This is a genomic window from Streptomyces sp. NPDC047072, assembly GCF_040643855.1.
Lineage (GTDB): Bacteria > Actinomycetota > Actinomycetes > Streptomycetales > Streptomycetaceae > Streptomyces.
This window is the reverse complement of record NZ_JBEYVC010000080.1, coordinates 1-25,682: the sequence shown is the minus strand read 5'-3', so window position 1 is coordinate 25,682 and position 25,682 is coordinate 1. Positions and strand designations below refer to the sequence as shown.

Below are 25,682 nucleotides of genomic sequence, written 5' to 3'. Positions count from 1 at the left end.
GGGCGGACCAGGCTGGGGTGCCGACAGGGGCGGAGGAGTCGACCGGGCTGAGGGGTACGTCGGCCGGGTTCGGGGCGCTTGCAGGGCTGGAAGAGCGGTGTGTGCAGCGACGGAGGTGTGATCCGTGCGGGTGACCTGATGTGAATGGGCCGAACAGGAAGAGACGTGTGACCGGCGAACCCCCCCGAGGGCTGCTCCGCCGGGAGCCGGGAGCCGGGCTCAGGCCGGGTCCGGCGTGGCGCTCTCGATCCCGGCTCCCGGCTCCGTGCCGGTCCCGGCGCCGGTTCCGGTCCGCGGCCCCTCGCCGCCCCGTCCCAGCACCGATCCCGACCTCACCCCCCCCGGGCCGGCCCCGGCACCGTCACCGGCCCCGATCAAGCCCGCGCCCCCGCCCCGAGGACCGCCCTCACCACTCACCCGGCGACTCCCCGCCCCCCTTCACTCACCCATGCCAAGACCTCCACAGCGCCGCATACGCCCCCTCCGCCGCGACCAGCTCCTCGTGGCTGCCCAGTTCGCTGATGCGGCCGTTCTCCACCACCGCGATGACGTCCGCGTCGTGGGCCGTGTGGAGGCGGTGGGCGATGGCGATCACCGTGCGGCCGTCGAGGACGCGGGACAGGGAACGCTCCAGGTGGCGCGCGGCGCGGGGGTCCAGCAGGGACGTCGCCTCGTCCAGGACCAGCGTGTGCGGGTCCGCCAGGACCAGGCGGGCCAGGGCGACCTGCTGGGCCTGGGCCGGGGTGACGGTCAGGCCGCCGGAGCCGACCTCGGAGTCGAGGCCGTCGTCGAGCGCGCGGGCCCACCCGTCCGCGTCCACCGCCCCGAGCGCCGCCCACAGCTCCGCGTCCGTCGCGGACGTCCGGGCGAGCAGGAGGTTGTCGCGCAGGGAGCCCACGAAGACGTGGTGCTCCTGGTTGACGAGGGCCACGTGCTCGCGGACGCGTTCGGCGGACATCCGGGACAGCTCGGCGCCGCCCAGGGTGATCCGGCCCTCCCGGGGCGCGTAGATGCCGGCCAGCAGCCTGCCCAGCGTGGACTTGCCGGCGCCCGAAGGGCCGACCAGCGCCAGCCGGGTGCCGGGTGCGACCTCCAGGGAGACCTTGCGAAGGACATCCACGCCCTCCAGGTAGCCGAAGTGGATCCGGTCGGCGTGCACGTCACGGCCGTCGGGGGCGAGTTCCGTGTCCCCGCCGCCGGGCTCGATGTCCCGTACGCCCACCAGCCGGGCCAGCGACACCTGGGCCACCTGGAGCTCGTCGTACCAGCGCAGGATCAGCCCGACCGGGTCGATCAGCATCTGGGCGATCAGCGCGCCCGTCGTCAGCTGGCCGACGTCGATCCAGCCATGGAGCACGAACACCCCGCCGACCATCAGCACCGACGAAAGGATCATGACGTGGCTGACGTTGATGCACGGGAAGAGCACCGACCGCAGCCACAGCGTGTACCGCTCCCATGCGGTCCATTGCTTGATCCGCCGCTCCGACAGCTCGATGCGGCGGTCGCCGAGCCGGTGCGCCTCGACGGTGCGTCCGGCGTCCACGGTCTCCGCGAGGGCCGCGGCGACGGCGGCGTACCCGGCGGCCTCCGAGCGGTAGGCGGACGGCGCCCGTTTGAAGTACCAGCGGCAGCCGACGATCAGCACCGGCAGGGCGAGCAGCACGGCGGCCGCCAGCGGCGGTGCCGTGATCACGAGCCCGCCGAGCAGCAGGGCCGCCCACACCACGCCGATGGCCAGCTGCGGTACGGCCTCGCGCATCGCGTTGCCGAGCCGGTCGATGTCCGTGGTGATCCGGGAGAGCAGGTCACCGGTCCCGGCCCGCTCCAGGACGCCCGGCGGCAGGCCGACCGACCGTACGAGGAAGTCCTCGCGGAGGTCCGCCAGCATCTGCTCGCCGAGCATCGCGCCGCGCAGCCGCACCTGCCGTACGAAGACGGCCTGGACGGCGAGCGCGACCACGAACAGGCCGGCCGTCAGCTCCAGATGGAGTTCGCGCGCCCCGTCCGACACCCGCTCGACCAGGTCGCCGAGCAGCCACGGGCCGACCATGGAGGCCACGACCGAGGCCGTGTTGACGGCGACGAGGAGCGTGAAGGCACGGCGGTGCCGACGGAACAGTTCGGCCACGTAGGCGCGTACGGTCGCGGTGGCGCCGACGGGCAGGGTGTTCGCCGTCGTCGGTGCCGCCGGGTCGTATGCCGGTGGCGCCACGCCGATCATGCTGACTCCTCGATCTCTTCCAGTTCCTGAAGTACGGCTTGTTCGTCCAGTACGTCCTTCAGCGCGGTCTCCTCGTCCGTCTCGCGGGTCACGACGGCCCGGTACCGCGGTTCCTTGTGCACGAGCTCGCGGTGCACGCCGACCGCCGCGACCTCGCCCTCGTGGACGAGCACGACACGGTCGGCGCGGTCCAGGAGCAGCGGTGAGGAGGTGAACACCACGGTCGTGCGGCCGGTCCGCAGCTCCCGTACGCCGTCCGCGATCCGTGCCTCGGTGTGCGAGTCGACGGCGGAGGTGGGTTCGTCCAGGACGAGCACCTCCGGGTCGGTGATCAGCGACCGCGCCAGGGCGAGGCGCTGACGCTGGCCGCCCGAGAGGGACCGGCCGCGTTCGGTGATCCGCGCGTCCATCGCGTCCTCGGCATCGAGTGATCCCTGCACCAGTGCGGCCAGCACGTCCTCGCACTGCGCCGCCGCGAGCGCGTCCTCGGGGCGGACGTCACCCGAGGCGGGTACGTCGAGCAGGTCGCGGAGGGTGCCGGAGAGCAGGACCGGGTCCTTGTCCTGGACCAGGACGGCCGTGCGCGCCGAGTCGAGCGGCAGCTCGTCCAGCGGCACCCCGCCCAGCAGCACGGACGTGCCCGCCTCCGCGGGATGCCCGCCCAGCCGCTCGGCCAGCAGCCCCGCCGCGTCCGGATCACCGCACACCACGGCGGTCAGCCGACCGGAGGGGGCGAGCAGCCCGGTCGCCGGGTCGTAGAGGTCCCCGGACGGCAGCGCGACCGCATCCCGCGAGCCCGCACCGGCCGACGACTCCAAACCGGCCGACAACTCCGCACCGGCCGGCGCCTCCGCCCCGCCCCGCGAGTCCTCGCCGGACGACAGTCCCGCCGTACTCCCCGAATCCTCGCCGGACTTCAACTCCGCCGTCCCCTGCGAACCCTCCGCCGACACCGCCCGCTCCAGCGCCAGCACCCGCGCCGCCCGCTTGGCCGACGGGCGGGAGAAGGAGTACGCCATGGCGATCTCCTCGAAGTGCCGCAGCGGATAGGTCAGGATCATCACCGAGCTGTAGACGGCGACCAGTTCGCCGACCTCGACGCGGCCCTGCCGGGCCAGATGGACGCCGTACCAGACGACCGCGATCAGCAGCAGTCCCGGCAGCAGGACCTGGATCGCGGAGATCAGGGACCACATCCGGGCGCTGCGCACGGCCGCGTGCCGGACCTCCTGGGAGGCGCTGCGGTAGCGGTCGAGGAACAGCTCCTCGCCGCCGATGCCGCGCAGCACCCGCAGCCCGGCGACGGTGTCGGAGGCCAGCTCGGTGGCGCGGCCCGCCTTCTCGCGCTGGAAGTCGGCGCGCCGGGTCGCCCGGGGCAGCAGCGGTAGCACCGCGAGGGCCAGCACCGGCAGGCCCACGGCGACCACCACGCCCAGCGCGGGCTGGTAGAAGACCAGTCCGACGCAGACCACCACGATGGTGACCGCCGCCGCGGTGAACCGCGACCAGGCCTCCACGAACCAGCCGATCTTCTCGACGTCGCCCGTGGACACGGCCACCACCTCACCGGCCGCGACCCGGCGGGTCAGCGCCGACCCCAGCCGGGCCGTCTTGTGGGCCAGGAGCTGCTGGACGCGGGCGGCGGCGGTGATCCAGTTGGTGACCGCGGTGCGGTGCAGGAAGGTGTCGCCGAGCGCGTTGCCGACACAGCACAGCGCCAGCAGTCCACCCGCGAGGGCGAGCCTGCGGCCGGAGCGGTCGACGACCGCCTGGACGGCGACGCCGACGCAGAACGGCAGCGCCGAGACGGAGAGGAAGTGCAGCAGTCCCCAGGCCAGTGCTTTGAGCTGTCCGCCCAGCTGGTTCCTGAAGAGCCACCACAGGAACCGGGGACCCGAGCGCGCGTCCGGCACACCCGGGTCGGGATACGGAAGGTCTTGGATCTGCATGACGGATGACGTCCCAGTGGCTCGTGTCAGGGGGGTGGAGGACGCCGCGCGCGGCGGCTGCAAACCGTGCAAGGTTCGCGTCGGAGCGTGGTCGGGGGCAACCGGTTTTCCACGGGGCGTACAGATCCGGCTGTGCGTCGTGATCGGCCGGTGAAGGGGCGCGGTGCGAGCATGGAACGATGCGCAGGCGCGGAACACGGCGAGTCGTGGTGACGGCGGTGGCCCTGGGATCTCTGGTGACGGTCCTCGGCGGGTGCGGCGGCCCGGACGGCCGGGCGCACCCCGACGCGCCACCCTCTCGAAGGCCGGTCATCGAAGAGCCCATCGGCATCCCGGGCGTCGGCGACCGCTGGCGGCGCCGCATCCCCGCCGACTCCCGGCAGGTCGTCGCGGTCTACGGCGACGGCAGGAACTCCCCGGACGCGACGGTCGTTCTCTACAGCAAGAGCGGTACCACCTGGGAGCCCACCCGCAGGTGGTCCGCGCACAACGGCAAGAAGGGCTGGACCCTCGACCACCGCGAGGGCGACAAGCGCAGCCCCGTGGGCGTGTTCACCCTCACCGACGCGGGCGGCGTGCTCCCTGACCCCTCCTCCAGGTTGCCGTACACCCGCTCGGCCGCCATGGCAGCCCCCCGCTGGTGGCCCAAGTCCTACTGGCACGACTTCGACTACGTCATCGCCATTGACTACAACCGCGTCAAGGGCGCCCCGCCCAACGACCAGCGACGCCCCGCCGGTTACTCCAAGGGCGGCGGCATCTGGCTGCACCTGGATCACGGCAGCGGTACGTCCGCCTGCGTCAGTCTGCCGAAGGAGGCGATGGCGTATCTGCTGCGCACGCTCGCACCGGACCGGCATCCGGTGGTGGTGATGGGGGACAGGGCGGACCTGCGGGCGTAAGGCCGTTGGGGGAGGCGGCATTGCGGGGGGCGCCCGACTCGCCGTAGAACACCGGCCATGAAGAGACGGATCATCATGTCCATGCTCGCAGGAGCGACCCTCCTGGCGAGCACACTGCTCGGGGCCACCCCCGCCCAATCGGCTGACGTCCCTGCCCAATCGGCCGACGTCCCCGCCGAGTTCGGCACCGACTGGCACGACCCGGTCACCGCGGCCCCGCCGATCGCTAAGCCCTCCGGCAAGTCCTGCCAAGTCACCGTCGCCGAGGCCCAGTTCCGCGACTTCACCCCGTACACCGGCACCTACACACCTCCCACGGGCTGCGGCGACCGCTGGAGCAAGGTCGTGCTGCGTATGGACGGCAAGGTCAAGGGGCGGCAGTACGACCGCCTCGGCTACCTGCACATCGGCGGGGTCGAGATCTTCCGGACGTCCACCCCGCAGCCCTCGCCCGACGGCATCGAGTGGTCCGTCGAGAAGGACGTCACGCGCTACAGCGACACCCTCCGCTCCGGCCACGACGTGGAGATGCTCATCGGGAACGTCGTGGACGACACGTACACCGGGATCATCGACGTCAAGGTGACGCTGACGTTCTACAAGGGCGCGCCCGCTCCCGCGAGCACTCCGGACCGGGTGCTGACCCTCGGCGCGGACAACACCCTCACCACCCCGCGCAACACCGAGCGCGTCGTCGCCGAGGTGTACGCCACCGGCTCCGGCGGCGGCTGCGAGGAGTACTGGTACCTCACGGTGCCGTCGACAGCGCCGTACTCCTGCCAGGCCGACGGCGGTCCCTACCGCGAGGTGCAGGTCAAGGTCGACGGCCAACTCGCGGGGATCGCCGCGCCGTTCCCGACCGTGTGGACCGGCGGCTGGTCCAACCCCTTCCTCTGGTACGTCGTTCCGGGCCCCCGCGCCTTCGACGTCAAGCCGATCGAATACGACCTGACCCCCTTCGCCGGACTCCTCAACGACGGGCGCCCGCACCGGATCGAGGTCGGGGTCGTCGGGGTGCCCGAGGGGCAGAGCGGGTGGAGCGCGCCGGTGAACGTCCTCGTGTGGCAGGACGCGAAGCGCGCGCACGTCACCGGGAAGCTGATCGCCCAGGACAGCTCGGCCCTCGCCAACTCCTCGACGTACACGCCCGGTTCGGAGCACCGTGTGGACACCGAGGGTGACCACCGGCTGACGGTCTCGGGGTACGTCGACACCTCGCACGGGCGGGTGACGACCACCGTGCGCCGCTCGCTGGCGAACACCTCCGTCCACCGGTGGGCCGACGGCGAGAACCCGGACGCGCTCACAGCGACCTGGACGGACGACGAGTCGGTCACCGTCGACGGGCGGGGACCGGCGCACACCACGCGCACGCAACGGACGTACACGATGGACGGCACGACCACCATCGGCGCGGGCGACCGGCTCCGGACGGTGCTGACCCTCGGTGACCGGGCCACCGTCACGGAGACGTGGGGCGGCCGGCGCACGGCGTGGTCACGGCTCGACGACACCTACAAGGGCGACGCGACATACACCATCAACGTCCCGCGCGACCAGCGGCACGCGGTCGGCACGACGAGCGAGCACTATCGGCTGTACGGCGGCCAAAGCGATTCCCGCGGCTGCTACGACCGGACCCTGACCACCGTCCAGGGGGTGCTCACGGAGGAACGCGACCGCTGCTGAGGCCAGTTGTGTGCGATGTGTCACAGGCGGCGTGATTTACCTGGCTGAAACACGGCGGTCTTGTGCGGGATCAACGGCACCTTCAAAGTGATCGACACGGAATCCGCTTTCCGTATCGCAGAAGTTCCCCGTCCGTGCTTCTGTGCGTCAACGTCCCCCACAAGGAGTGCCCGTGCCGCCGTCCGTCCCGTCCCTGCCGCGACGCGTCGCACACATACTGCGTACCTCTCTCTTCGCGCAGGTCCTCTGCGCGCTCGTGCTCGGCATCGTTGTCGGAAAGCTGTGGCCCGGGTTCGCCGCGGACCTCCAGCCGCTCGGCGACGGCTTCACCCGGCTCATCAAGACGATCATCTCGCCGCTCGTGTTCTGTGTGGTGGTCGTCGGTATCGCCAAGGCCGGTGACCTCAAGGCCTTCGGCCGGATCGGGCTCAAGGCGCTGATCTGGTTCGAGGTCGCGAGCACCCTCGCGCTGATCATCGGACTGGTCGCCGCCAACGTCGTCCAGCCCGGCTCGGGGATGAACGTCGACCCCTCGACGCTCAACTCCGCGGCCGTGGACGCCAAGACGGGCGGCGGGCACCTGCCCTCCACGACCGAGTTCATCGTCAACGCGATCCCGACGAGCTTCATCGGGGCCTTCGCCGAGAACGAACTGCTCCAAGTGCTCATCCTGGCCTGCCTGGTGGGCGCCGCACTGCTCCACCTCGGCCACACCAAGGTGCCGAAGGTGCTGCCCGCGATCGAGCAGGCCCAGGAGATCATCTTCGCGGTGGTCGGCTTCATCATGCGCCTCGCCCCCATCGCGGTCTTCGGCGCGATGGCCGTCCTCATCGGCAACTACGGCCTCGGCGTCATCGAGACCTACGCCAAGCTGATCGTCCTGTGCTACGTCGCCGCCGCCCTGTTCATCGCGCTGCTCGCGGTGGCGCTCCGCATGGTCACCGGGCTCAGCCTCTGGAAGTTCCTGCGCTACATCCGCGAGGAGATGCTGCTCGCGCTCGGCACCGCCTCCACCGAGTCCGTCATGCCGCGGGTGATGCAGAAGCTGCGCAAGGCGGGCGCCCGGGACGACGCGGTGGGCCTGGTGCTGCCGACCGGCTACTCCTTCAACCTGGACGGCGCCTCGCTCTACCTCTCCATCGGCACGCTGTTCATCGCGCAGGCCGTGGGCGTCGACCTCAGCCTGAGCCAGCAGATCACGGTGGTCCTGGTGCTCATGCTGACCAGCAAGGGCATGGCCGGCATCCCCGGTTCGGCCTTCCTCGCCCTGTCCGCGACCGCGTCCTCGCTGGGCGCGATCCCGGCCGGTGCGGTGGCGCTGCTGCTCGGCGTGGACCGGATCATGGACTCGATGCGCGTCGTGACGAACCTCCTCGGCAACTGTGTCGCGGTCTTCGCGGTCTCCCGCTGGGAGGGGGCGCTGGACCTCGACAGGGCGAAGAAGGTGCTGGACGGCGAGGTCGCGGCTTCGGAGGAGGACGCGGTCGTGGAGACGCGCACCGAGCCCGAGCCCGAGCCCGAGCCCGAGTCCGCCACACCGGCTGGCGTACCGGCTGTCGTACCGGCGCAGCCGGCGAAGGAGCCGGCTCCCGAGGTCGGCTGACCCCAACGGCGAAACGGCAACGGCAACATCAACAGCCGTGGCCTTCGGTCCAAAGATCCCCGGACCGAAGGCCACGGCCTCCGCACGGTCGCTCAGCTCACACGCGTGCCACGGCCACGAGGTAGTGGAGGTCGACGTAGAGGTTGGCCTGGGAGGCGGCCTGGAACTCGGTCTGGATCGTCTCGTTGCCGCCGACCCACCAGACATAGGACGCGTCCGGCCGACCGCGGAAGCGCTCGTTGACGGTGATCCGGTTACCGGGTTCGGTCGCCCCGTCCGACCCACCGCTGCCGGTGGAGTCCGACCAGAGCTGGAACCTGCGGTTGAGTACGGAGTGCCACTGGGCGCCCGGAGCGTCGAGCAGTTCGTCCACGATGACCGAGACCCAGCCCTGACTGTCCGCTCCGCCGATGGCGGTGGAGAAGTACCAGTCGTACCGGTAGTCCACGGTCGTGCGGAACTCGTGGTCGGCGAAGCTCCCGAGCCGGAACCCGCCGCCCATCTCCGCACCGCCGCCCGCGGCGCCGGTCGTGAAGTAGATCCCCAGCCCGACGTGGGTCTCTCCCTGTCCCAGGTCCGCCGTGGCCGTCTGGCCGGGTGACGCGTTGACCCGCTGCCACGGCCACGGGCGCGCGAACAGCTGGAGGTCGGGCACCGCGGTCTCGTCCGTGCGCGTGTACTCCGGTGTCCGTGCCATCGCCGCGCGCACGCTGTCCTGCCAGGCCACGGCCGCCCCGTCGTCGGCCAGGGCGGGACGGGCCGACGCTGACGCCGACGCCGACGCCGACGCCTCGATGAGGGCCGCGTTGACGCGTGCGCGGTCCTCCCTCGCCCTCATCTCCCGCGCGAACTCCTCGCTCCGGGTGTTCGTCAGCACCGCCAGCGAATCGCCGGAGATCTTCAGGTCATTGCCCTGTCCGGGCACAGGTGTGTCGTACGCCGTCATGAGATTCCCCCTGATCGATCGGGGACCGCGCGGAGCGGTCCCCCTCCACCCGTCGAGGACGCGGCGGTCGGGCGGCGACGGCGCGGGCGGGCGGTTGTCGCCTCCGGCGCGGCCGTCGGGCGGACGGCAGGGTCCTCGCGCTCCACGGTAGAGCGGCGCGTGCGCCGATGGGAGGGATTCGTCCAGGTTGTACCTGCTTTGGGTGACAGGGGGCGACAGGGGTGACACAAGGAGGCTTTCGGGGACAGCGGGTTCCGGCCCGTTCAGTTCCCGCAGTCCACCAGTGTGTCCAGCAAGTCGCCGAGCACCTCGCGTTGCGCGGGGGAGAGCGGGGCGAGGATCTCCTCCGCGGCGGCCCGGCGTACGTCCCGGAGTTCGCGCAGGGTTTTCATGCCGTCGTCCGTCAGCTCGATGCGGATCACCCGCCGGTTGACCGGATCCGGCACCCGCCGCACCTTGCCGCTCGCCTCCAGTCCGTCGACGAGGGTCGTCACCGCGCGCGGCACCACCTCAAGGCGCTCCGCCAGATCGGCCATCCGCGGTGGCGCCTCCCAGTGCGCGAGGGTGCGCAGCAGCCGGGACTGGGCCGGGGTCACACCGAGACCGCGCTCGTGCAGCTGGCGCTTCTGGATGCGGTGCACCCGGCGCGTGAGCCGGAGCAACTGCTCGGCGAGCAGGCCGTCGGAATCGGGCGTGGTCATACGGGAACAATATCAGGACTAAATTCATTGTGAGCATAGGTAACAATGAGCTAGGCTCCGCTGGTCCTCATCACCTCACCTTCCGCAGGAGACCATGCCCCGCGATCACATCGACTGGACCCCCTCGTCCGGCACCTCGACCGACCAACCCCGTCAGGTGCGCCGCATCCTCCGTCTCTTCAAGCCCTACCGCGCCAAGCTCGCCGTCGTCGGCCTGCTGGTCGGCGCCTCCTCCCTGGTCACCGTCGCCACCCCGTTCCTGCTGAAGGAAACGCTGGACGTGGCCATCCCCCAGGGCCGCACCGGACTGCTCACCCTGCTGGCACTCGGCATGATCCTGAGCGCGGTCCTCACCGGCGTCTTCGGCGTCGGCCAGACCCTCATCTCCACGACGGTCGGCCAGCGCGTCATGCACGACCTGCGCACCGCGGTCTACGGCCGCCTCCAGCGCATGTCGCTCGCCTTCTTCACCCGCACCCGCACCGGCGAGGTGCAGTCCCGCATCGCCAACGACATCGGCGGCATGCAGGCCACCGTCACCTCCACCGCGACCTCCCTGGTCTCCAACCTGACCAGCGTGGTCGCCACGATCATCGCGATGATCGCCCTCGACTGGCGGCTGACCGTCGTCTCGCTGCTCCTGCTGCCGCTCTTCGTGTGGATCAGCCGCCGGGTCGGCAACGAACGCAAGAAGATCACCACCCAGCGTCAGAAGCAGATGGCCGCGATGGCCGCGACCGTCACCGAGTCGCTCTCCGTCAGCGGCATCCTGCTCGGCCGCACCATGGGCCGCTCCGACTCGCTGACCCGCTCCTTCGCCGACGAGTCCGAGAGCCTGGTCGACCTCGAAGTGCGGTCGAACATGGCGGGACGCTGGCGCATGGCCGTGATCGGGATCGTCATGTCCGCGATGCCCGCCGTCATCTACTGGGCCGCGGGGGTCACCCTCCAGGCCGGCGGCCCCAGCATCTCCATCGGCACCATCGTCGCCTTCGTCTCGCTCCAGCAGGGCCTGTTCCGCCCGGCCGTGAGCCTGCTGTCGACCGGCGTCCAGATCCAGACCTCGCTCGCCCTCTTCCAGCGCATCTTCGAGTACCTCGACCTGCCGATCGACATCACCGAGCGGGAGAACCCGGTCCACCTCGACCGCGTCAAGGGCGAGGTCAGGCTGGAGAACGTCGAGTTCCGCTACGACGGCAAGGGGGGCCCGATCCTCGACGGCATCGACATCGACGTCCCGGCCGGGAGCAGTCTCGCGGTCGTCGGTCCGACCGGTGCGGGCAAGTCCACGCTCGGGTACCTCGTGCCGCGGCTCTACGACGTGACGGGCGGCCGGGTCACCCTCGACGGGGTCGACGTCCGCGACCTCGACTTCGACACCCTCGCCCGGGCCGTCGGGGTCGTCTCGCAGGAGACGTACCTCTTCCACGCCTCGGTCGCCGACAACCTCCGCTTCGCCAAGCCGGACGCCACCGACGAGGAGCTGGAGCAGGCGGCACGCGCGGCGCAGATCCACGACCACATCGCGTCGCTGCCCGACGGGTACGACACCGTGGTCGGCGAGCGCGGACACCGGTTCTCCGGCGGGGAGAAGCAGCGCCTGGCCATCGCGCGGACCATTCTGCGGGACCCGCCCGTCCTCATCCTGGACGAGGCGACCAGCGCGCTGGACACCCGCACCGAGCACGCCGTGCAGGAGGCCATCGACGCGTTGTCGGCCAACCGCACCACACTGACCATCGCCCACCGGCTGTCCACGATCCGCAGCGCCGACCAGATCGTGGTCCTCGACTCCGGGCGGGTCGCCGAGCGCGGTACGCACGAGGAACTGCTCGACCGGGACGGACGGTACGCGGCGCTCGTACGCCGAGATGCCCAACTGGAACCGACCAGCTGAAACTGGAACCGACAAACTGAAAATATGCCGGGTTTGTGACGATATGCGGGTTACCGTGCCCGCATGTACCAGAACACTCCGCCACGGAGCACGATTCGACTGACGCGCAGAGGCCGTCTCGTCCTCATCGCGACCGGGGCCGTCGTGGCCGGTACCGCCGTGGCGGTGCCGCTGCTGACGCTCGACAGCGGTGACGGGCTCGCCGAGAAGAAACCCACCACGTTGATGATCCCGGAGGGCTGGCGTGCCGGGCAGATCTACCAGGCCGTCGACAAGGCGCTCGCCCTGCCCGTCGGCACCGCGAAGAAGGCGGTGGGCAAGGCGGCCCTGAAGCTGCCGAACGACGCGGAGGGCAACCCCGAGGGATTCCTCTTCCCGGCGACGTACCCGCTGGAACTGAACGGGAAGAAGAGGACACCCGAGTCGCTGCTGTCGTTCATGGTCAACACGGCGAACAAGAAGTTCAACGGCGCCCCGATCGCGGCGGGCGCGCAGCGCAACGCGATGAACGTCTACCAGGCCGTCACCATCGCGAGCATCGTCCAGGCGGAGGCGGCGACCAAGGCCGACATGGGGCGGGTGGCCCGGGTCATCTTCAACCGGCTGGAGCGCGGGATGCCGTTGCAGATGGACTCCACGATCAACTACGCGCTGAACCGCTCCACGCTGCGGACGACCGGCGCGGACACCCGGGTCGACAGCCCCTACAACTCGTACCAGCGCATGGGGCTGCCGCCGACCCCGATCGACAATCCGGGCGAGGACGCGATGCGCGCCGCGATCTCGCCGACGCCGGGCGACTGGCTGTACTTCGTCACCGTGAAGCCGGGCGACACCCGCTTCACGGCGAGCTTCGAGGAACACCAGCGGAACGTGGCCGAGTTCAACAAGGTGCAGCGGGCGGGGGCGAAGACGTCGGGGTGACGGGAGGGGCTGCGCAGGAGGGGAGGGGAGGGGCGGGGCGGCAGGGCCGTCGCGTGCACCTGCGCTGTGGAGGCCGGGCGGCCCTGCCCAACCGGCCGCGGTGGAGCGGTCCTCGATCGCCGGGCGGGCTGTCAGACGGCTACCGGTTCGGTGGGCCGGGACGGTTCGGCCGGCTCCTGTGCCCGTCGTGGCCCGTTCCCTCCGCCCGGCTCTCCCGCCAGCAGCCTTCTGATGTCCCGTACGGCTGCCCGGCCCGCGCGGTTGGCGCCGATCGTGCTGGCCGACGGGCCGTAGCCGACGAGGTGGACGCGGGGGTCGGCGACCGCGCGGGTGCCGTCGACGCGGATGCCGCCGCCCGGCTCGCGCAGTTTCAGGGGGGTGAGGTGGTCGATCGCGGCGCGGAAACCGGTCGCCCAGAGGATGACGTCCGCGTCCACGTGTCGGCCGTCCGCCCACTCCACACCGTCGGGAGTGATCCGGTCGAACATGGGCTGTCGGTCCAGGACTCCGTCGGCCAGCGCCTGCCGGATCGCATCGTTGAGCGGCAGCCCCGTCACCGAGACGACACTGCGCGGCGGCAGCCCCTGCCGGACCCGTTCCTCGACGAGCGCCACGGCCGCCCGGCCGAACTCCTCGGTGAACGGCCCCTCGCGGAACACCGGCTCGCGCCGGGTCACCCAGGTGGTCGCGGCCGCGTACGGGGCGAGCTCCATCAGATGCTGCGTACCGGACGCGCCTCCGCCGACCACGACCACCCGCAACCCGGCGAACGCCTCGGGCCCCGGGTACTGCGCGGTGTGCAACTGCCGCCCCCGGAAGGTCTCCTGCCCGGGATAGCGCGGCCAGAACGGCCGGTCCCAGGTGCCCGTCGCGTTGATCAGGGCCCGCGTCGACCAGTCCCCGTCCGAGGTCTCGACAAGGAGCCGGCCGCCGTCGCCCTCGCGTACGGCGAGGACGTCCACGGGCCGTCGTACCCGAAGCCCGAAGGTCTCCTCGTACGCCGTGAAGTACTCGGTGATCACCTCGGACGACGGCCGCCCGGGATCGGCGCCCGTCAGCTCCATGCCCGGCAGCGCGTGCATGCCGTGCACCTTGCCGTACGTCAGTGAGGGCCAGCGGAACCGCCAGGCGCCGCCCGGTCCGGGGGCGTGGTCCAGCACCACGAAGTCCCGCTCCGGCTCGAAACCGGTGCGACGCAGGTGATAGGCGCTGGACAGACCCGCCTGACCGGCGCCTATGACGACGACCTCGACCTCGCGTGTGTTGTTCACGTTTCTACCAACCGTCGCGAGGCCGAGGATCTTCCCGGGGCTCAGCCTTCCGACGGGCGCGCGGCCGAGGTCGACGGCGGAAGGCTTCCGTTGAACCGCGTGTCCGTGAACTTCGCGAAGTCGACCTTGCGCGGGATCAGCTTCAGACCGGTGAACGTGTCCGCGATCTCCTGCTCGGAGGCGATGAGCGGCGGGTCGACGGCGACCGCGACCCGGGTGGTGTAGGTGCGCTTCACCGCGGCCAGCGCCACGTCCTCGGGCAGCCCGGTCTCCTTCGCCCAGACCTTGGCCCACTCGTCCTCGTGCGAGTAGACCCAGGTGTACGCGCGCCGCAGCCGCTCCAGGTAGTCCTTGACGGCCGCGGCCTTCTTCGCGTCCGTCAGCGCGCTCGGCGCCGCGACTTGGAAGGTGAGCCCGTTGGTGATGCCGTCGCCGGTGGTCAGGACGCTGCCCTGCTTCGACTTCAGGATCTGCGAGGTGTACGGGTCCCAGACGGCCCACGCGTCGACCTTGCCGGAGGTGAACGCGGCCAGCGCGTCGGCCGGCTGGAGGTACTTGACCTTCACGTCGCTCAGGCTCAGCCCGGCCGCCTTGAGGGACGCGACCAGCTGGTAGTGGGCGGAGGAACCCTGCGCCACGGCCACGGACTTGCCCTTGAGGTCTTGGGTGTCCGTCAGCTTGGAGCCGTTGGGTACGAGTATCGCGTCCCCCTTGGACGTGCCGTGCCAGGCGGCCACCACCTTGATCTTCGAGTCGGCCCCCGCGGCGAACACCGGAGGCGTGTTGCCCACTCCGCCGATATCGACGGCCCCGGCGTTGACGGCCTCCAGCAGCGGCGGACCGGAGGTGAAAGTGGACCACTTGATCTTGTAGTCGAGGTCCTTCAGTTCACCGGCGGCCCGCAGGATCGCCTCCGAACCACCCTTCTGGTCACCGACGTCGAGGGTCACCGAGCCCTTGCCGTCGGTGTCGGAGCCGACGCCGGCGGAGGCGTTGCCGCCGCACGCGGTGAGCAGGAGGGCGAAGGGGAGGAGCAGTGCGGCGGGGACGAGGCGGCGTCGCATGGGGATCCGATCTGTGAACGTACGTCAGATGTGGGGGAGTTCAGGCGGCTTCGGCGGCGGTGTCGACGCCGAGGAGTTCCAGGAGTTCACCGCGCAGCCGGGCGAAGCGCGGATCGGTGAGGTCGCGCGGGCGGTCCAGGTCGATCGTGCGCTCGTGCGCGATGACGCCCTCGTCCATCACGAGGACCCGGTCGGCGAGCAGGACGGCCTCCTCGACGTCGTGCGTCACCAGCAGCACCGCGCACCCCCTGCGCTGCCACAACTCCCCGACCAGACGCTGGGCCTTGATCCGGGTGAGCGCGTCGAGCGCGCCGAACGGCTCGTCGAGCAGCAGGAGATCGGGCTCGCGGACCAACGCCCGTGCCAGCGAGGCGCGTTGGGCCTCGCCGCCGGAGAGGGTCTTGGGCCAGGCGTCGCTGCGGTGACTCAGGCCGACCTCCTCCAGGGCCCGGTCGGCGACGGCGCGTTCGGGCTTGCCGGGCAGGCCCAGCAGGACGTTGCGCCACACCTTCTTCCACGGCATGAGCCGGGGCGCCTGGAAGGCGACCGCCTTGCGGCGGGGGACCAGGACGGTGCCCTCGATGTCGCGGTCGAGACCGGCGAGGATGCGCAGCAGCGTGGACTTGCCGCAGCCGCTGCGGCCGAGGAGGGCCACGAACTCGCCCGGCCGGACAGTGAGTTCGAGGTCGTGGAGGACGGCGCGGCCGTCGAAGGAGCGGGTCAGCCCCTCGACGCGCACCGCGTGCGTGGTCACCGGCCGGTGAACGTCGGTCGCCATTGCAGCAGCAGCCTTTCGAGGGAGCGGACGACGAAGTCGGCCAGCAGGCCGAGGAAGGCGTAGACGATCAGGCAGACCACGATCACGTCGGTCCGCAGGAAGTCGCGCGCCTGCACCATGAGGAAGCCGATGCCGGAGTCCGCGTTGACCTGCTCGGCGAAGACCAGGGCGAGCCAGGCGATGCCGAGCGAGTAGCGCAGGCCGGTCATGGCGCCGGGCAGCGCGCCCGGCAGGACGACGTGCCGGACGAGCCCCCACCGGGAGAGCCCGAGGGACTCGCCGGCCTCGATCAGCTGGGCGTCCACGCCGCGGATGCCGGCGTACACGTTGAGGTAGAGCGGGAAGGTCACGCCCAGCGTGATGATGGCGATCTTGGGCGCCTCGCCGATACCGAACCAGATGATGAACAGCGGGATCAGCCCCACGAACGGCACGGTCCGCAGCATCTGCACCGGCGCGTCCACGATGTCCTCACCGATCCGGAACAGGCCCGAGACGAGGGCGAGTCCGGTGCCGATCAGGGTGCCGAGGACGAGACCGGCCGCGACCCGCTGGAGCGAGGTCGTCATGGCGTCGGCCAGTGAGCCGTCGGCGATCAGATCGCCCGCGACCTGGGCGATACGGCCGGGGGAGGCGAGCACGTCGGACGCCAGCACGCCGGTGGAGCTGAGGAGTTGCCACAGGATCAGCAGCAGGACCGGGCCGGTGGTGCGGCGCAGCCAGCGGGGGACGCGGGTGCGGCGGGAGGAGCTGGGGACGATCGGTTCGAGGTCGACGGGGACTGTGTCCGGACTCGATATATCGGGAATATCCGGCCCGGGAGGGCTGGGTGGGGCGTGGCTGATGCTCATGGGGGCTCCACGGGGAGAAGCGCTGCCGGAGGAGTGCGGGGGTGCGCGTCAGGGGCGCCGGATCGCGACGGGGCGTGCCGGAGCGGTGGCGTTCAGGCTTGAGGGGAAAAGGGCGTCAGCAGCCGCGGCGACACGCGGCGGAGGCCACCCGCAGCAGGTCGATGTGACCGCGCGTGGTGAGCAGGGCTGAACGCAACATGGGGCAGAACGTAGCCAGATGGTGTGTCCACGGTCAATGGTGTCTCGCGGAATGGACCTGCCGTATCGAGAGGTGGGCCTTGGATGACGGGTCCGCGGTGCCGGAGGGGCGAGGATGGAGACATGTCAGACGCCTTCACCACCCGAGTCCTGAACGTCTCCTCCGGCTCCACCGAACGGATCGTCGACCTCACCGGCGACTGCGAGTCCTTCCTGCGCGAGGTCGCGGCCGGCCGCGACGGCCTGCTCAACATCTTCGTCCCGCACGCCACCGCGGGCGTCGCCATCATCGAGACGGGCGCCGGCAGCGACGACGACCTCCTCGCCGCCCTGCACACCCTCCTGCCCGCGGACGACCGCTGGCAGCACCGCCACGGCACCCCCGGCCACGGCCGCGACCACGTCCTCCCGGCGATCGTGCCCCCGCATGCGACCCTGCCGGTCCTCGACGGCCGGCTGGAACTGGGGACCTGGCAGTCGGTGTGCCTGGTCGACACGAACCGTGACAACCCGCAGAGGCGGGTCCGGCTGTCGTTCCTCTCCTGATGCCTCGTCAGTAGACGGACAGGCCGTAGGCGTTGAGTACTTCCTGGATCGGCTGGTAATAGGTCCGGCCGCCGGAGGTGCAGTCGCCGGAGCCGCCGGAGAGGATGCCGAGGATCTTGTCGCCGGCGTAGAGCGGGCCGCCGCTGTCGCCGGGCTCGGCGCAGATGTTGGTCTGGATCAGCCCGCTGACGACGTCTCCGCCGCTGTAGTCGACCGTCGCGTTCAGCCCGGTGACCACACCGCAGTGGACACCGGTGGCCGCTCCTCGCCGGCAGACGCTCTGGCCGAGGTACGCGGTCGCGGTCCCGGTGACGTCGACGGCCCCGACCGTGCCGGGGTGCGGTACGGCCGGGTTGGAGTACCGGACGACTCCGAAGTCGTCACCGGGGAAGCTCGTGCCCACGGTGGTGCCGATCACCGTGGTCATGGTGGAGCCGGTGTACCAGGTGGACGCGCCGTCGGTGCAGTGCCCCGCGGTGACGAAGTAGTAGGTGGAGCCGCTCTGTACGTTCACCCCCGCCGAACAGCGCCAGGCCGTGGTGTAGATGCCGTCGCCGCCCGAGAGGAGGGTGCGCAGTCGGCCGTCGAGCCGCTCGACGGTGACGGCACCGGCGAAGTCCCCGTCGATACGGCGCAGTCGGGCCAGGTCGGCGTCCGTGACCGCGGAGTCGGCGAGCACCCGCAGTTTCCCGGTGCGTTCGTCCACGGCCCAGGCCGTCCCGGCGATCCCGAGCGACTCCAGGGCGGCGGCCGCGCCGGAGACGGAGGCGGCGGGTGTCGCGGCCGCGCCACCGGAGGACACCGCCAGTGCCGTCCCGACGAGCAGACTCACCACCGAGGCGACTACCGTCGAACGTCTCCTGGCCGTACGGCGTTTGCCGATCACCCAAGTCCCCCCGAGGCCGGTCGGTCATGTTGTCCAACGCCTCAGTGTGCCCAGCCCTGCTCGACGCGAGGTAGGTGGAGTTCGGCCGAGTCGACGAACCGGCGGTTTTGGGGAATTGTGGTGCGCGCTTTGCTCTCCATGCGTTGTCCGGCTTTGCTCCCGCACCTAGCCTGACCTGCGAAACGGCAGGAGGGTCGGCATGCTGAAGACCGTCCGGGAACAGGCGACGGGTCTGACGAGAGATCAGCGCAACGCCTTCGTCGCGGCCTATCTGGGCTGGGCGATGGACGCCTTCGACTACTTCCTCGTGGTCCTCGTCTACAGCGAGATCGCCGACGACTTCCACGTCTCCCTGACCGACATGGCGTTCCTGACCACCGCAACTCTTGTGATGCGGCCGGTCGGTGCCTTCGTCTTCGGCCTGTGGGCGGACCGGCGCGGCCGCCGCGTGCCGCTCATGGTCGACGTGGTCTTCTACTCGATCGTCGGATTCGCCTGCGCCTTCGCACCGAACTACACCGTGCTGCTGGTGCTGCGGCTGCTGTACGGCATCGGCATGGGCGGCGAGTGGGGCCTGGGCGCCGCCCTCGCCATGGAGAAGATCCCGGTCGCCCGGCGCGGCTTCTTCTCGGGCCTGCTGCAGAGTGGCTACTCGCTGGGGTACCTTCTCGCCGCCGTGGCCTTCTTCGTCATCGAACCCGCCTTCGGCTGGCGGGGGTTGTTCGCCTTCAGCCTGGTGCCCGCTCTGGTCGCCCTGCTGGTGCGCACCCGGGTGGAGGAGAGCGAGGTGTGGGAGAAGAGCGTGGCGCTCAACCGCACCCCCGCGCACCGGGTGTTCCGGAACCCGGCCGTGCTGCGGCGCTTCGTCTACCTCGTGGCGCTGATGACCGCCTTCAACTGGATGTCGCACGGCACCCAGGACATCTACCCGACCTTCGTCAAGAAGGGCCTGGGGCTCTCCCCGGACACGTCCATCGCCATCGCGGTGGTCTACAACATCGGGGCGATCATCGGGGGCGTGCTCCTCGGCGCCTACTCCGAGAAGCTGGGCCGCCGTCGCACCATCATGGTCGCGGCGACCGCCGGTCTGGTCGTGGTGCCCTTCTTCGTGCTCTCCACGACCGTGGGCTGGCTGATGCTCTCCTCCTTCCTGATGCAGGTCTGCGTGCAGGGAGCCTGGGGCGTCATCCCCGCGCACCTCACGGAGATGAGCCCGGACACGATCCGCGGCTTCTACCCGGGCGTCACCTACCAGCTCGGCAACCTCATCGCCGCGCTCAATCTGCCGATCCAGGAGGCCCTCGCGGACCGCCACGGCTATCCGGCGGCGATGACCTGGACCGTCCTCCCCGCCCTGGTCGCGGTGATCGTGCTCAGCGCGGTCGGCAAGGAGGCCAAGGGGATCCGGTTCGGCAGCGCGGGCACCGAGGCACCCAGCGCTGCCACGGCGGACAGCACCTAGCCGTCAAGCCCCGGAGCTCAAGCCCCGGTGCGTTCGGCCGTCGTCGTCCCCGACCCGACCGGCCCGATCCGCAGCACCGTGCCGGTGAGATCGGTGAACGGCCGTACCGCCGGCTGTCCTTGTCCGCCCGGGGCGCAAGCCGTCACCCGGTACTCCGCGGCCGAAGCCGTGCCGATCTCCACCTCCAGCACCGCACGGGAGTTGGGCGGCACCGTCACCCGGATCGTATGAGCGTCCGCCGACCGGCGTACGGCGACCTCGACCGGTCCGCGCACCGACGGCACCCTCCCCGTCACCTCGGTCAGCGCACCGGTGCGCGGCCGGACCAGGAACTCCGCCGCACCCGGCGCGCTGACCCGGACGCCGAGCACGTGCCGGGCGATCGCGTTGGCCGGCGCCGAGGCCCAGGCGTGCGAGAACGTCATGTTGGACTTCAGCGCGGGATCCCAGGCCTCGGTGACGATCGTGGCCTTCAGCGAATCCAGCATGTGCAGCCAGGAGTTGGTGGCCGTCGAGGTGAGCAGCGCGAGCGCGGCGTCGGACCGGCCGAGCCGGAACAGGGCGTCGAGCAGGAACTGCGCCCCGTACACGCTCACCCGCATCCCGCCCGCGGCGAGCGTGTCGCCGAGCCGGGCCCGTACCGCGTCGTCCAGGGGGTCCGCGACACCGAGCGCGACCGGGAACGCGGTGGCGTGCTGGGCGCTGTGCGTGGTGCCCTCGCCGTCGAGGAACCGGCCGGCCGTGCTGTCGAGCAGGGTGGTGCGCATGGCCGAGGCGAGGGTGTCGGCGCGGGACCGCAGTGCCTGGGCGTCGGCGGATTTGCCCAGCGCCGTCGCACAGCGGGCGAGGGCGTCGAAGGCCGCGTACTGGAAGGCGTTGACGACGGTGTTGACGTTGGTGAAGACATAGCCGTCGCGGCTGGCGACCGGCCAGTCGACGAGGTCGCCCAGATCCTGGCTGCTGCTGCCCGGCGCCTTGCTCACCAGGCCCCGCGAGTCGAGGAACGACGTGAGGTTCTTCGCCGCCAACAGGTCGTAGTCCTTGGCCAGTTGGCGGTCGTCACCGGTGGCGAGGTAGTCCTCCCACGCGGACAGCGCGCACATCAGCCGGTACTCGGTGGGCCAAGTCCCCTTGCGGACCAGGTAGTCGTTCGACCAGCGGGCCAGCGCGAAGGAGCGCTGGACGCCGTACTCCGAGAGCTGGTTGATCAGCGCGTCGCCCTCGTAGGGGCCGCGTTCACGGGTGGGCGTGTCGGTGTAGAGGTCGCCGCGGGTGGCCTCGATGGAGTACCGGCACAGCTCCCAGACCCGGTCGAGCGCGGGGTCGGAACTGCTGAAGGAGACCTCGGAGGCGTCCCAATCCAGCTTCCAGGAACGCCCCTTGACGACCGCGCCGGACAGATCCAGCGAGGTACGCAACTCCGCCCAGCGGAAGCCGCGGTACCCCCAGTGCTCGAAGCGCTGCGCGCCGTCGCGCAGGGTCCACACCTCGCGGTAGGTGTTGGTGGCGCGCAACTGGTACTTGACGGTGCCGTCGGAGTTCAGCTCCTCGCCGAGCCGCACCTCGATCGTGTCGCCCGCGGCGCCGGTGACCTCCAGGGCAAGACCGCCGACGATCTCCCGGCCGAGGTCCACCAGCCAGCGCCCGGCGGCGACTTGGGTGACGGAGGCAGGCGTGACGTCGTGCAGCCGGACGGGCTCGATCGCGGCGGGCACGAGAGAGTTGATCGCCGTACGGACGACCGGGGCGAGCCAGCCGCCGTCGTCGAAGCCGGGCAGGGTCCAGCCGACCGGCTCCTGCCGCAGGTCCCAGTACTCCTGCGGGACCGTGTAGTAGCTGCTGCCCGCGCTGCCCTTCGACGGCAGCAGTCCGGCCTGGCGGCGCGCCTTCCACCCGTCGCCCGAGGCGACGGTGGTGCGGCTGCCGTCGGTGTACGTGATCTCCAGCTGGGCCAGGAACCTCTGCTCCGAGGTGGTCCAGCACAGCGCGGCGAGCGCGTTGGCCGCGCCGTCGCGCAGGGTGGAGGTGATGTCGAACGCCTGGTAGGCGGTGCCGGTGCCGGACCGTACGGAGGCGTGGCCGACGACCGAGCCGTTGCTCCACACCTTCGCGACGTACTGCCGTGAGGCGTCCGGCGAGGTGGCCGCGACGTACAGGACGGCGGCCGCTGTCTCCTTGCCGGGCGCAGTCGCGTACTCGTGGCGCAGCAGCGCCCAGGTGTCGTCGGCCCCGTAGGAGGAGAGCGAGGAGGCGCCGGTGGGGAAGGTGAGGAGGCCGCCGGAGACCGTCCCGGCGGAGAAGGTGCCCTTGTCGGAGGCGAAGTCGTCGTCGAGCAGGACGGTGCCGTCGGCGGCGGTGAACGTGACCCGGTCGTAGACCTGCGACTCGGTGAGACCGTTGCGCAGGCCGATGTTGCCGGAGGCGTAGCGGGTGTCGGTGGTGGTGTCGACGACGGTGCCGTTCACCGTGGTGGTGAAGGTCGAGCCCGTCATGGTGACGGCGAGGTCCAGCCAGTCCCCGGTGGTGACGGCGAACGGCAGCTTCACCTCGCCGAGGACGGTGTACGTGCCGTTCACGCATATGTGCTTGCGCAGCACGCCGGGGCTGCCGGCACGCAGCTGCCACATGTAGTTGTTGGCGGTGTTCGCGGCCCGGAACCACACCCCGGCGGCCACGGCGGTGATCTTCAGCCGGGCGGCGAGGGTGCCGTCGGTCATGACCGGCCCGCCCGGCACCCAGATCGGGTCGGCCTCCCACTGGTCCTCGACCGACGTGGCGAGCAGGGTCGGCGCGGACCAGGCGGACCGCTTCTCGCCCCAGCTGGAGACCCGCCACCAGTAGGCGGTACGGGGCTGGAGGGCCGGTCCTTCGTACGGTACGGCGGTGGAGGCGGCCGAGGTCCGCTTCCCCGAGTCCCAGACGAGCCGGTCGTCCTCGAAACCGCCCGGAGTGGCGGCCAGTTGGAGCTGGTAGGCGCGCTGGAGGGTGCCGGCGCCGAAGTCGGGCACCTCCCAGCTGAACCGCGGGCGCTGCCCGGGGCCCGCGGTGAGCGCCTGCGGCAGCAGGTCGGTCAGGGTCCCGGTCGGCACCGGAGGCCGGCCGGCGGCGCGCGGACTGTCGGCGGCGAACGCCGCAGGACCGGTCAGGACGACCGAGGCCGCGGTGGCGCCCCCGAGCTGGAGAAGTCTTCGACGCGACAGACCCTGGGACATGTGCACCCTCGGTTGGTGAAAGGTTTCAAGAAGGTTTCCCGGAGGCTAGGACTCCGGTGCACATGTGGTCAATGGGTCTGCGGAACACGATCCGACATGGATCTGAAACGATTAAATCCCGGGACGGCCCTGAGGCCGTCCCGGGTCGTGCGGGGGTTACCCGGTGGTGAGGTAGGCGCGCTCGATCGTCTGCACCAGCTTGTTGCCGGCGCGGTCGGCCAGTTCGGCCCGCAGGGAGACCGAGCCGGGCGTCGCCGGGTGCTGGAGCAGGAGCTGCCTGCCGACGGTCCTGGTCGGCTGCCAGGTCTTCCCGTCGTCGTACGACACCTGGAAGGCGAGCCTGCTCGGCTTCTGTCCGGCCGCCGCGCCCTCGATGGTGAAGGGCACCCTGAACCGTTCGCCCGCCTTCGCCGTGCTCGACAGCGAGAGGGCGGGGGAGAAGCGGATCACCGACAGCGGCTGTACGGCGGGCTCGTCCTCGGGGGTCGTCGCGGACCGGAAGGTCCACTCCGCCCGTACGTGGGTGCTGGTCGGATAGACCGCGGGATCACGGGTGTTGTCGACGGTCAGCTTGTACGTGTCGGTCCCGGCCGGGACCGTGTACTCGGTGACGTCGTCGGCCGGCGAGATGCCGTAGCCGTCCGGGATCTCCTTCCCCCCGGCCTCCAGCGAGGCCGTCGACGAGGTCGTGTCGCTGATGCCCCAGTGCCCGGATCCGTCGCCGAACAGCGGGACGTAGGCGCGGATGACATCGCCGTAGCGGACGACACCGGGATAGCCGTTGAGCGGGCCCGGCTGTCCGGCGGCGTTGAGGACCGGGCCGAAGACGCCTGCGTTGAAGCGTTCCCGGTAGGTGCGACCGGCCTGCCAGCTCTGCGGCATGTGCATCAGGAAGTTCTCGAAGCGGGAGGCGTGGCCCTCGCCGGAGACCTGCCAGGTGCGCACCGACCACTTCACGCCGTTCGCGAGGACGTACTCGGTACTGCGGTACGGCAGGCCACCGCGCTGGTCGCTGTACGGGAACACGAAGCCGCCGTCCGGGAGATGCGGGCTCACCATGACCTGGATGCGACGGCCGTCGACCGGCTCGCCCACCTCCAGGTCGATCTTGGCGAGCTGGTCGGGCGTGACCGTGGCGGTGATGCCGTCGAGGGTGTTCTCCCGCTGCCAGGCCAGGTGGTAGCCGACCGGCCGCCCCTGGGCGTCCTTGCCCGCCCAGCCGCCGGAGAAGAGGGAGTAGAGCCCGTCCACGGGCTCCCCGCCGCCGAGCCGGCCGAACCGCGCGCCCTCGTAGGTCGGCATCACGTACTCGAGGAGTCCCTTGCGCAGGTTCTCGCCACGTTCGTAGCCGATGACGACGGTGGCGTCGAAGTTCTCGGCCGTCGGGTCCGGCACGGTGATGTCCACGGGTTTCGCCTGCCGGGCGTCCACGGTGATCGTGGTGTCCTTGTCCACCCGCACCTTCGGCTCGGCCAGGATGGCGTGGGTGGCCGACGTGGAGTCCGGGTGGATCATCCCGTTGACGACGTAGTCGCCCTTCGGCAGCCGTACCGTCAACTCGCCGTCCTCGGCGTCGGCGTAGTCGGCGTAGAAGTCGTTAGCGAAGCCCGACACCGACGTGACGGCGTCGCCGGTCGGGGCGCCGTTCTCGTCGAGGTGCCTGAGCGTCAGGTCGTACGACTCCACCTCGCGTACGGCGCCGAAGGCGGACCGCACCCGCACCTTGCCGTCGGCGGAGGTCGCGGAGACCGAGCCGCCGAAGCTGCCGTCGGCGGTGCCGGCCCGGGTGTCCGCGGTGACGTCGGCGGTCGCCTCGCCGCCCGCCGGGACGGTGATCCGCCGCGGGGAGACGGTGAACATGCCCTCGGCGGCGGGCTTTCCGTCCGCCGCGTACGCGTCGAGGGCGAGGTCGAGGGTGACCGGCTCGGTACCGAGGTTGCGGTAGGTGAGCTGCTTGGTCGCCGGCTTGTCGTCGTCGTGCGGCCACTGCTGCTCGCCGAAGTCGAGCGGCCCCTGCTGGGTGATGACGTTCTGGTCCAGCGCCCGCACCAGGTCGGTGCGACCCGTGCCCTGCTGGAAGGAGCTGTACGTCCCCGGCTCGGTGGAGCCGGTGAGGACGGCCTTGATGCGCTCGCCGTCCCAGTCGGGGTGCTGCTGGGCCAGGATCGCGGCGGCGCCCGCGACATGCGGGGTGGCCATGGAGGTGCCGTCGAGCGTGAGATAGCCGGGCACGTCGGAGGGGACCGCGCCCTCCAGGACGCTGCCCGCCGCCGCGGCCGCGGTGATGGCGACACCCGGCGCGGTCAGGTCGGGCTTGACCCCGCGGTCGCCGGCGGTCGGGCCGCGGCTGGAGAACTCGGCCAGCTTGTCGGACTTGTCGACGGCGCCCACGGTGAGCGAGGCGTCGGCGCTGCCGGGCGAGCCGACGGTTCCCTCGCCGAACTCGCCGTCGTTGCCGGCCGCGACCACGAACAGCGTGTCGGACTCATGCGCGAGCACTCCGTACGCCGGATCCCGGTCGTCGAGGACGGCCGGCCCGTCGGCGTCGTCTCGCTCGGCGACGCCGCCATGGAACGCGA

The 25,682-nt window shown here is 71.0% G+C and carries 19 protein-coding genes and 1 pseudogene; 8 read left to right on the top strand and 12 right to left on the bottom strand.

Annotation, left to right across the window (positions count from 1 at the left end; genetic code table 11):
* Nucleotides 1–442: 442 nt before the first annotated feature.
* Together ABZ896_RS29325 and ABZ896_RS29320 are read right to left on the bottom strand one after the other, a co-directional pair.
* Complete coding sequence (locus tag ABZ896_RS29325; protein ID WP_360935586.1) at nt 443–2,224, bottom strand: ABC transporter ATP-binding protein; 1,782 nt, start codon at nt 2,222–2,224, stop codon at nt 443–445.
* Nucleotides 2,221–4,173, bottom strand: a complete 1,953-nt coding sequence (locus tag ABZ896_RS29320; RefSeq protein ID WP_360935583.1) for an ABC transporter ATP-binding protein — start codon at nt 4,171–4,173, stop codon at nt 2,221–2,223. Before ABZ896_RS29320 ends, ABZ896_RS29325 begins: the two co-directional genes overlap by 4 nt.
* A 179-nt stretch (nt 4,174–4,352) precedes the next feature.
* Here ABZ896_RS29320 and ABZ896_RS29315 point away from each other — a divergent pair, with 179 nt between their 5' ends.
* The 3 genes from ABZ896_RS29315 (at nt 4,353) to ABZ896_RS29305 (ending at nt 8,367) form a co-directional block, all read left to right on the top strand.
* Complete coding sequence (locus ABZ896_RS29315; protein WP_360935580.1) at nt 4,353–5,075, top strand: hypothetical protein; 723 nt, start codon at nt 4,353–4,355, stop codon at nt 5,073–5,075.
* 57 nt (nt 5,076–5,132) lie between these two features.
* Entirely contained in the window at nt 5,133–6,764 is a 1,632-nt protein-coding gene (locus ABZ896_RS29310) for a peptide-N4-asparagine amidase (RefSeq protein ID WP_360935577.1), read from the top strand.
* Between the two features lie 172 nt (nt 6,765–6,936).
* Nucleotides 6,937–8,367, top strand: a complete 1,431-nt coding sequence (locus ABZ896_RS29305; RefSeq protein WP_360935575.1) for a cation:dicarboxylase symporter family transporter — start codon at nt 6,937–6,939, stop codon at nt 8,365–8,367.
* 97 nt (nt 8,368–8,464) lie between these two features.
* Here ABZ896_RS29305 and ABZ896_RS29300 read toward each other — a convergent pair whose 3' ends face one another.
* Nucleotides 8,465–9,313 (bottom strand): hypothetical protein, encoded by an 849-nt coding sequence (locus tag ABZ896_RS29300; protein WP_360935572.1) that lies wholly within the window; start codon nt 9,311–9,313, stop codon nt 8,465–8,467.
* Nucleotides 9,314–9,576: 263 nt separating this feature from the next.
* Nucleotides 9,577–10,014, bottom strand: a complete 438-nt coding sequence (locus ABZ896_RS29295; RefSeq protein ID WP_360935570.1) for a MarR family transcriptional regulator — start codon at nt 10,012–10,014, stop codon at nt 9,577–9,579.
* 94 nt (nt 10,015–10,108) lie between these two features.
* Here ABZ896_RS29295 and ABZ896_RS29290 point away from each other — a divergent pair, with 94 nt between their 5' ends.
* Nucleotides 10,109–11,911, top strand: a complete 1,803-nt coding sequence (locus ABZ896_RS29290) for an ABC transporter ATP-binding protein (RefSeq protein ID WP_360935568.1) — start codon at nt 10,109–10,111, stop codon at nt 11,909–11,911.
* Nucleotides 11,912–11,974: 63 nt separating this feature from the next.
* The gene (gene mltG / locus ABZ896_RS29285; protein WP_360935565.1) at nt 11,975–12,835 is read left to right on the top strand and encodes an endolytic transglycosylase MltG; all 861 of its coding nucleotides are present in this window, start codon (nt 11,975–11,977) and stop codon (nt 12,833–12,835) included.
* Between the two features lie 131 nt (nt 12,836–12,966).
* On the opposite strand, the gene ABZ896_RS29280 is transcribed toward mltG, so the two are convergent.
* The 5 genes from ABZ896_RS29280 to ABZ896_RS29260 all read right to left on the bottom strand — a co-directional run bounded on the left by ABZ896_RS29280 (nt 12,967) and on the right by ABZ896_RS29260 (nt 16,998).
* Nucleotides 12,967–14,106 (bottom strand): NAD(P)-binding domain-containing protein, encoded by a 1,140-nt coding sequence (locus ABZ896_RS29280; RefSeq protein WP_360935562.1) that lies wholly within the window; start codon nt 14,104–14,106, stop codon nt 12,967–12,969.
* 41 nt (nt 14,107–14,147) lie between these two features.
* Nucleotides 14,148–15,170 (bottom strand): ABC transporter substrate-binding protein, encoded by a 1,023-nt coding sequence (locus ABZ896_RS29275; protein ID WP_360935559.1) that lies wholly within the window; start codon nt 15,168–15,170, stop codon nt 14,148–14,150.
* 40 nt (nt 15,171–15,210) lie between these two features.
* Nucleotides 15,211–15,948: an ABC transporter ATP-binding protein gene (locus ABZ896_RS29270; RefSeq protein ID WP_360935556.1), complete on the bottom strand. Its 738-nt coding sequence runs from the start codon at nt 15,946–15,948 to the stop codon at nt 15,211–15,213.
* Nucleotides 15,921–16,799, bottom strand: coding sequence for an ABC transporter permease (locus tag ABZ896_RS29265; protein WP_360935553.1), 879 nt, complete (start codon nt 16,797–16,799; stop codon nt 15,921–15,923). Before ABZ896_RS29265 ends, ABZ896_RS29270 begins: the two co-directional genes overlap by 28 nt.
* A gap of 115 nt (nt 16,800–16,914) precedes the next feature.
* Complete coding sequence (locus ABZ896_RS29260; protein ID WP_349817350.1) at nt 16,915–16,998, bottom strand: putative leader peptide; 84 nt, start codon at nt 16,996–16,998, stop codon at nt 16,915–16,917.
* Between the two features lie 122 nt (nt 16,999–17,120).
* Between ABZ896_RS29260 and ABZ896_RS29255 the strand changes: the two genes are divergently transcribed.
* On the top strand, nt 17,121–17,543 hold the full coding sequence (locus ABZ896_RS29255; RefSeq protein ID WP_360935550.1) for a YjbQ family protein: 423 nt from the start codon (nt 17,121–17,123) through the stop codon (nt 17,541–17,543).
* Nucleotides 17,544–17,550: 7 nt separating this feature from the next.
* Here ABZ896_RS29255 and ABZ896_RS29250 read toward each other — a convergent pair whose 3' ends face one another.
* On the bottom strand, nt 17,551–18,429 hold the full coding sequence (locus ABZ896_RS29250) for a S1 family peptidase (protein ID WP_360935547.1): 879 nt from the start codon (nt 18,427–18,429) through the stop codon (nt 17,551–17,553).
* Nucleotides 18,430–18,628: 199 nt separating this feature from the next.
* Here ABZ896_RS29250 and ABZ896_RS29245 point away from each other — a divergent pair, with 199 nt between their 5' ends.
* On the top strand, nt 18,629–19,891 hold the full coding sequence (locus ABZ896_RS29245; RefSeq protein WP_360935545.1) for an MFS transporter: 1,263 nt from the start codon (nt 18,629–18,631) through the stop codon (nt 19,889–19,891).
* 17 nt (nt 19,892–19,908) lie between these two features.
* Here ABZ896_RS29245 and ABZ896_RS29240 read toward each other — a convergent pair whose 3' ends face one another.
* Together ABZ896_RS29240 and ABZ896_RS29235 are read right to left on the bottom strand one after the other, a co-directional pair.
* Complete coding sequence (locus ABZ896_RS29240; RefSeq protein ID WP_360935542.1) at nt 19,909–23,103, bottom strand: family 78 glycoside hydrolase catalytic domain; 3,195 nt, start codon at nt 23,101–23,103, stop codon at nt 19,909–19,911.
* Nucleotides 23,104–23,259: 156 nt separating this feature from the next.
* Entirely contained in the window at nt 23,260–25,572 is a 2,313-nt protein-coding gene (locus ABZ896_RS29235) for a S8 family serine peptidase (protein WP_360935647.1), read from the bottom strand.
* A 9-nt stretch (nt 25,573–25,581) separates the two neighbouring features.
* On the opposite strand from ABZ896_RS29235, the pseudogene ABZ896_RS29230 reads away from it, so the two are divergent.
* A pseudogene (locus ABZ896_RS29230) lies at nt 25,582–25,682 on the top strand (CBS domain-containing protein); the annotation flags it as partial.

Excerpts from the sequence above, each read along its gene's own strand:
- ABZ896_RS29255 (WP_360935550.1), top strand. The coding sequence starts at position 17,121 with ATGTCAGACGCCTTCACCACCCGAGTCCTGAACGTCTCCTCCGGCTCC.
- ABZ896_RS29270 (WP_360935556.1), bottom strand. The coding sequence starts at position 15,948 with ATGGCGACCGACGTTCACCGGCCGGTGACCACGCACGCGGTGCGCGTC.
- ABZ896_RS29290 (WP_360935568.1), top strand. The coding sequence starts at position 10,109 with ATGCCCCGCGATCACATCGACTGGACCCCCTCGTCCGGCACCTCGACC.
- mltG (WP_360935565.1), top strand. The coding sequence starts at position 11,975 with ATGTACCAGAACACTCCGCCACGGAGCACGATTCGACTGACGCGCAGA.
- ABZ896_RS29245 (WP_360935545.1), top strand. The coding sequence starts at position 18,629 with ATGCTGAAGACCGTCCGGGAACAGGCGACGGGTCTGACGAGAGATCAG.
- ABZ896_RS29310 (WP_360935577.1), top strand. The coding sequence starts at position 5,133 with ATGAAGAGACGGATCATCATGTCCATGCTCGCAGGAGCGACCCTCCTG.
- ABZ896_RS29325 (WP_360935586.1), bottom strand. The coding sequence starts at position 2,224 with ATGATCGGCGTGGCGCCACCGGCATACGACCCGGCGGCACCGACGACG.
- ABZ896_RS29320 (WP_360935583.1), bottom strand. The coding sequence starts at position 4,173 with ATGCAGATCCAAGACCTTCCGTATCCCGACCCGGGTGTGCCGGACGCG.
- ABZ896_RS29260 (WP_349817350.1), bottom strand. The coding sequence starts at position 16,998 with ATGTTGCGTTCAGCCCTGCTCACCACGCGCGGTCACATCGACCTGCTG.
- ABZ896_RS29295 (WP_360935570.1), bottom strand. The coding sequence starts at position 10,014 with ATGACCACGCCCGATTCCGACGGCCTGCTCGCCGAGCAGTTGCTCCGG.
- ABZ896_RS29275 (WP_360935559.1), bottom strand. The coding sequence starts at position 15,170 with ATGCGACGCCGCCTCGTCCCCGCCGCACTGCTCCTCCCCTTCGCCCTC.
- ABZ896_RS29300 (WP_360935572.1), bottom strand. The coding sequence starts at position 9,313 with ATGACGGCGTACGACACACCTGTGCCCGGACAGGGCAATGACCTGAAG.
- ABZ896_RS29315 (WP_360935580.1), top strand. The coding sequence starts at position 4,353 with ATGCGCAGGCGCGGAACACGGCGAGTCGTGGTGACGGCGGTGGCCCTG.
- ABZ896_RS29240 (WP_360935542.1), bottom strand. The coding sequence starts at position 23,103 with ATGTCCCAGGGTCTGTCGCGTCGAAGACTTCTCCAGCTCGGGGGCGCC.
- ABZ896_RS29265 (WP_360935553.1), bottom strand. The coding sequence starts at position 16,799 with ATGAGCATCAGCCACGCCCCACCCAGCCCTCCCGGGCCGGATATTCCC.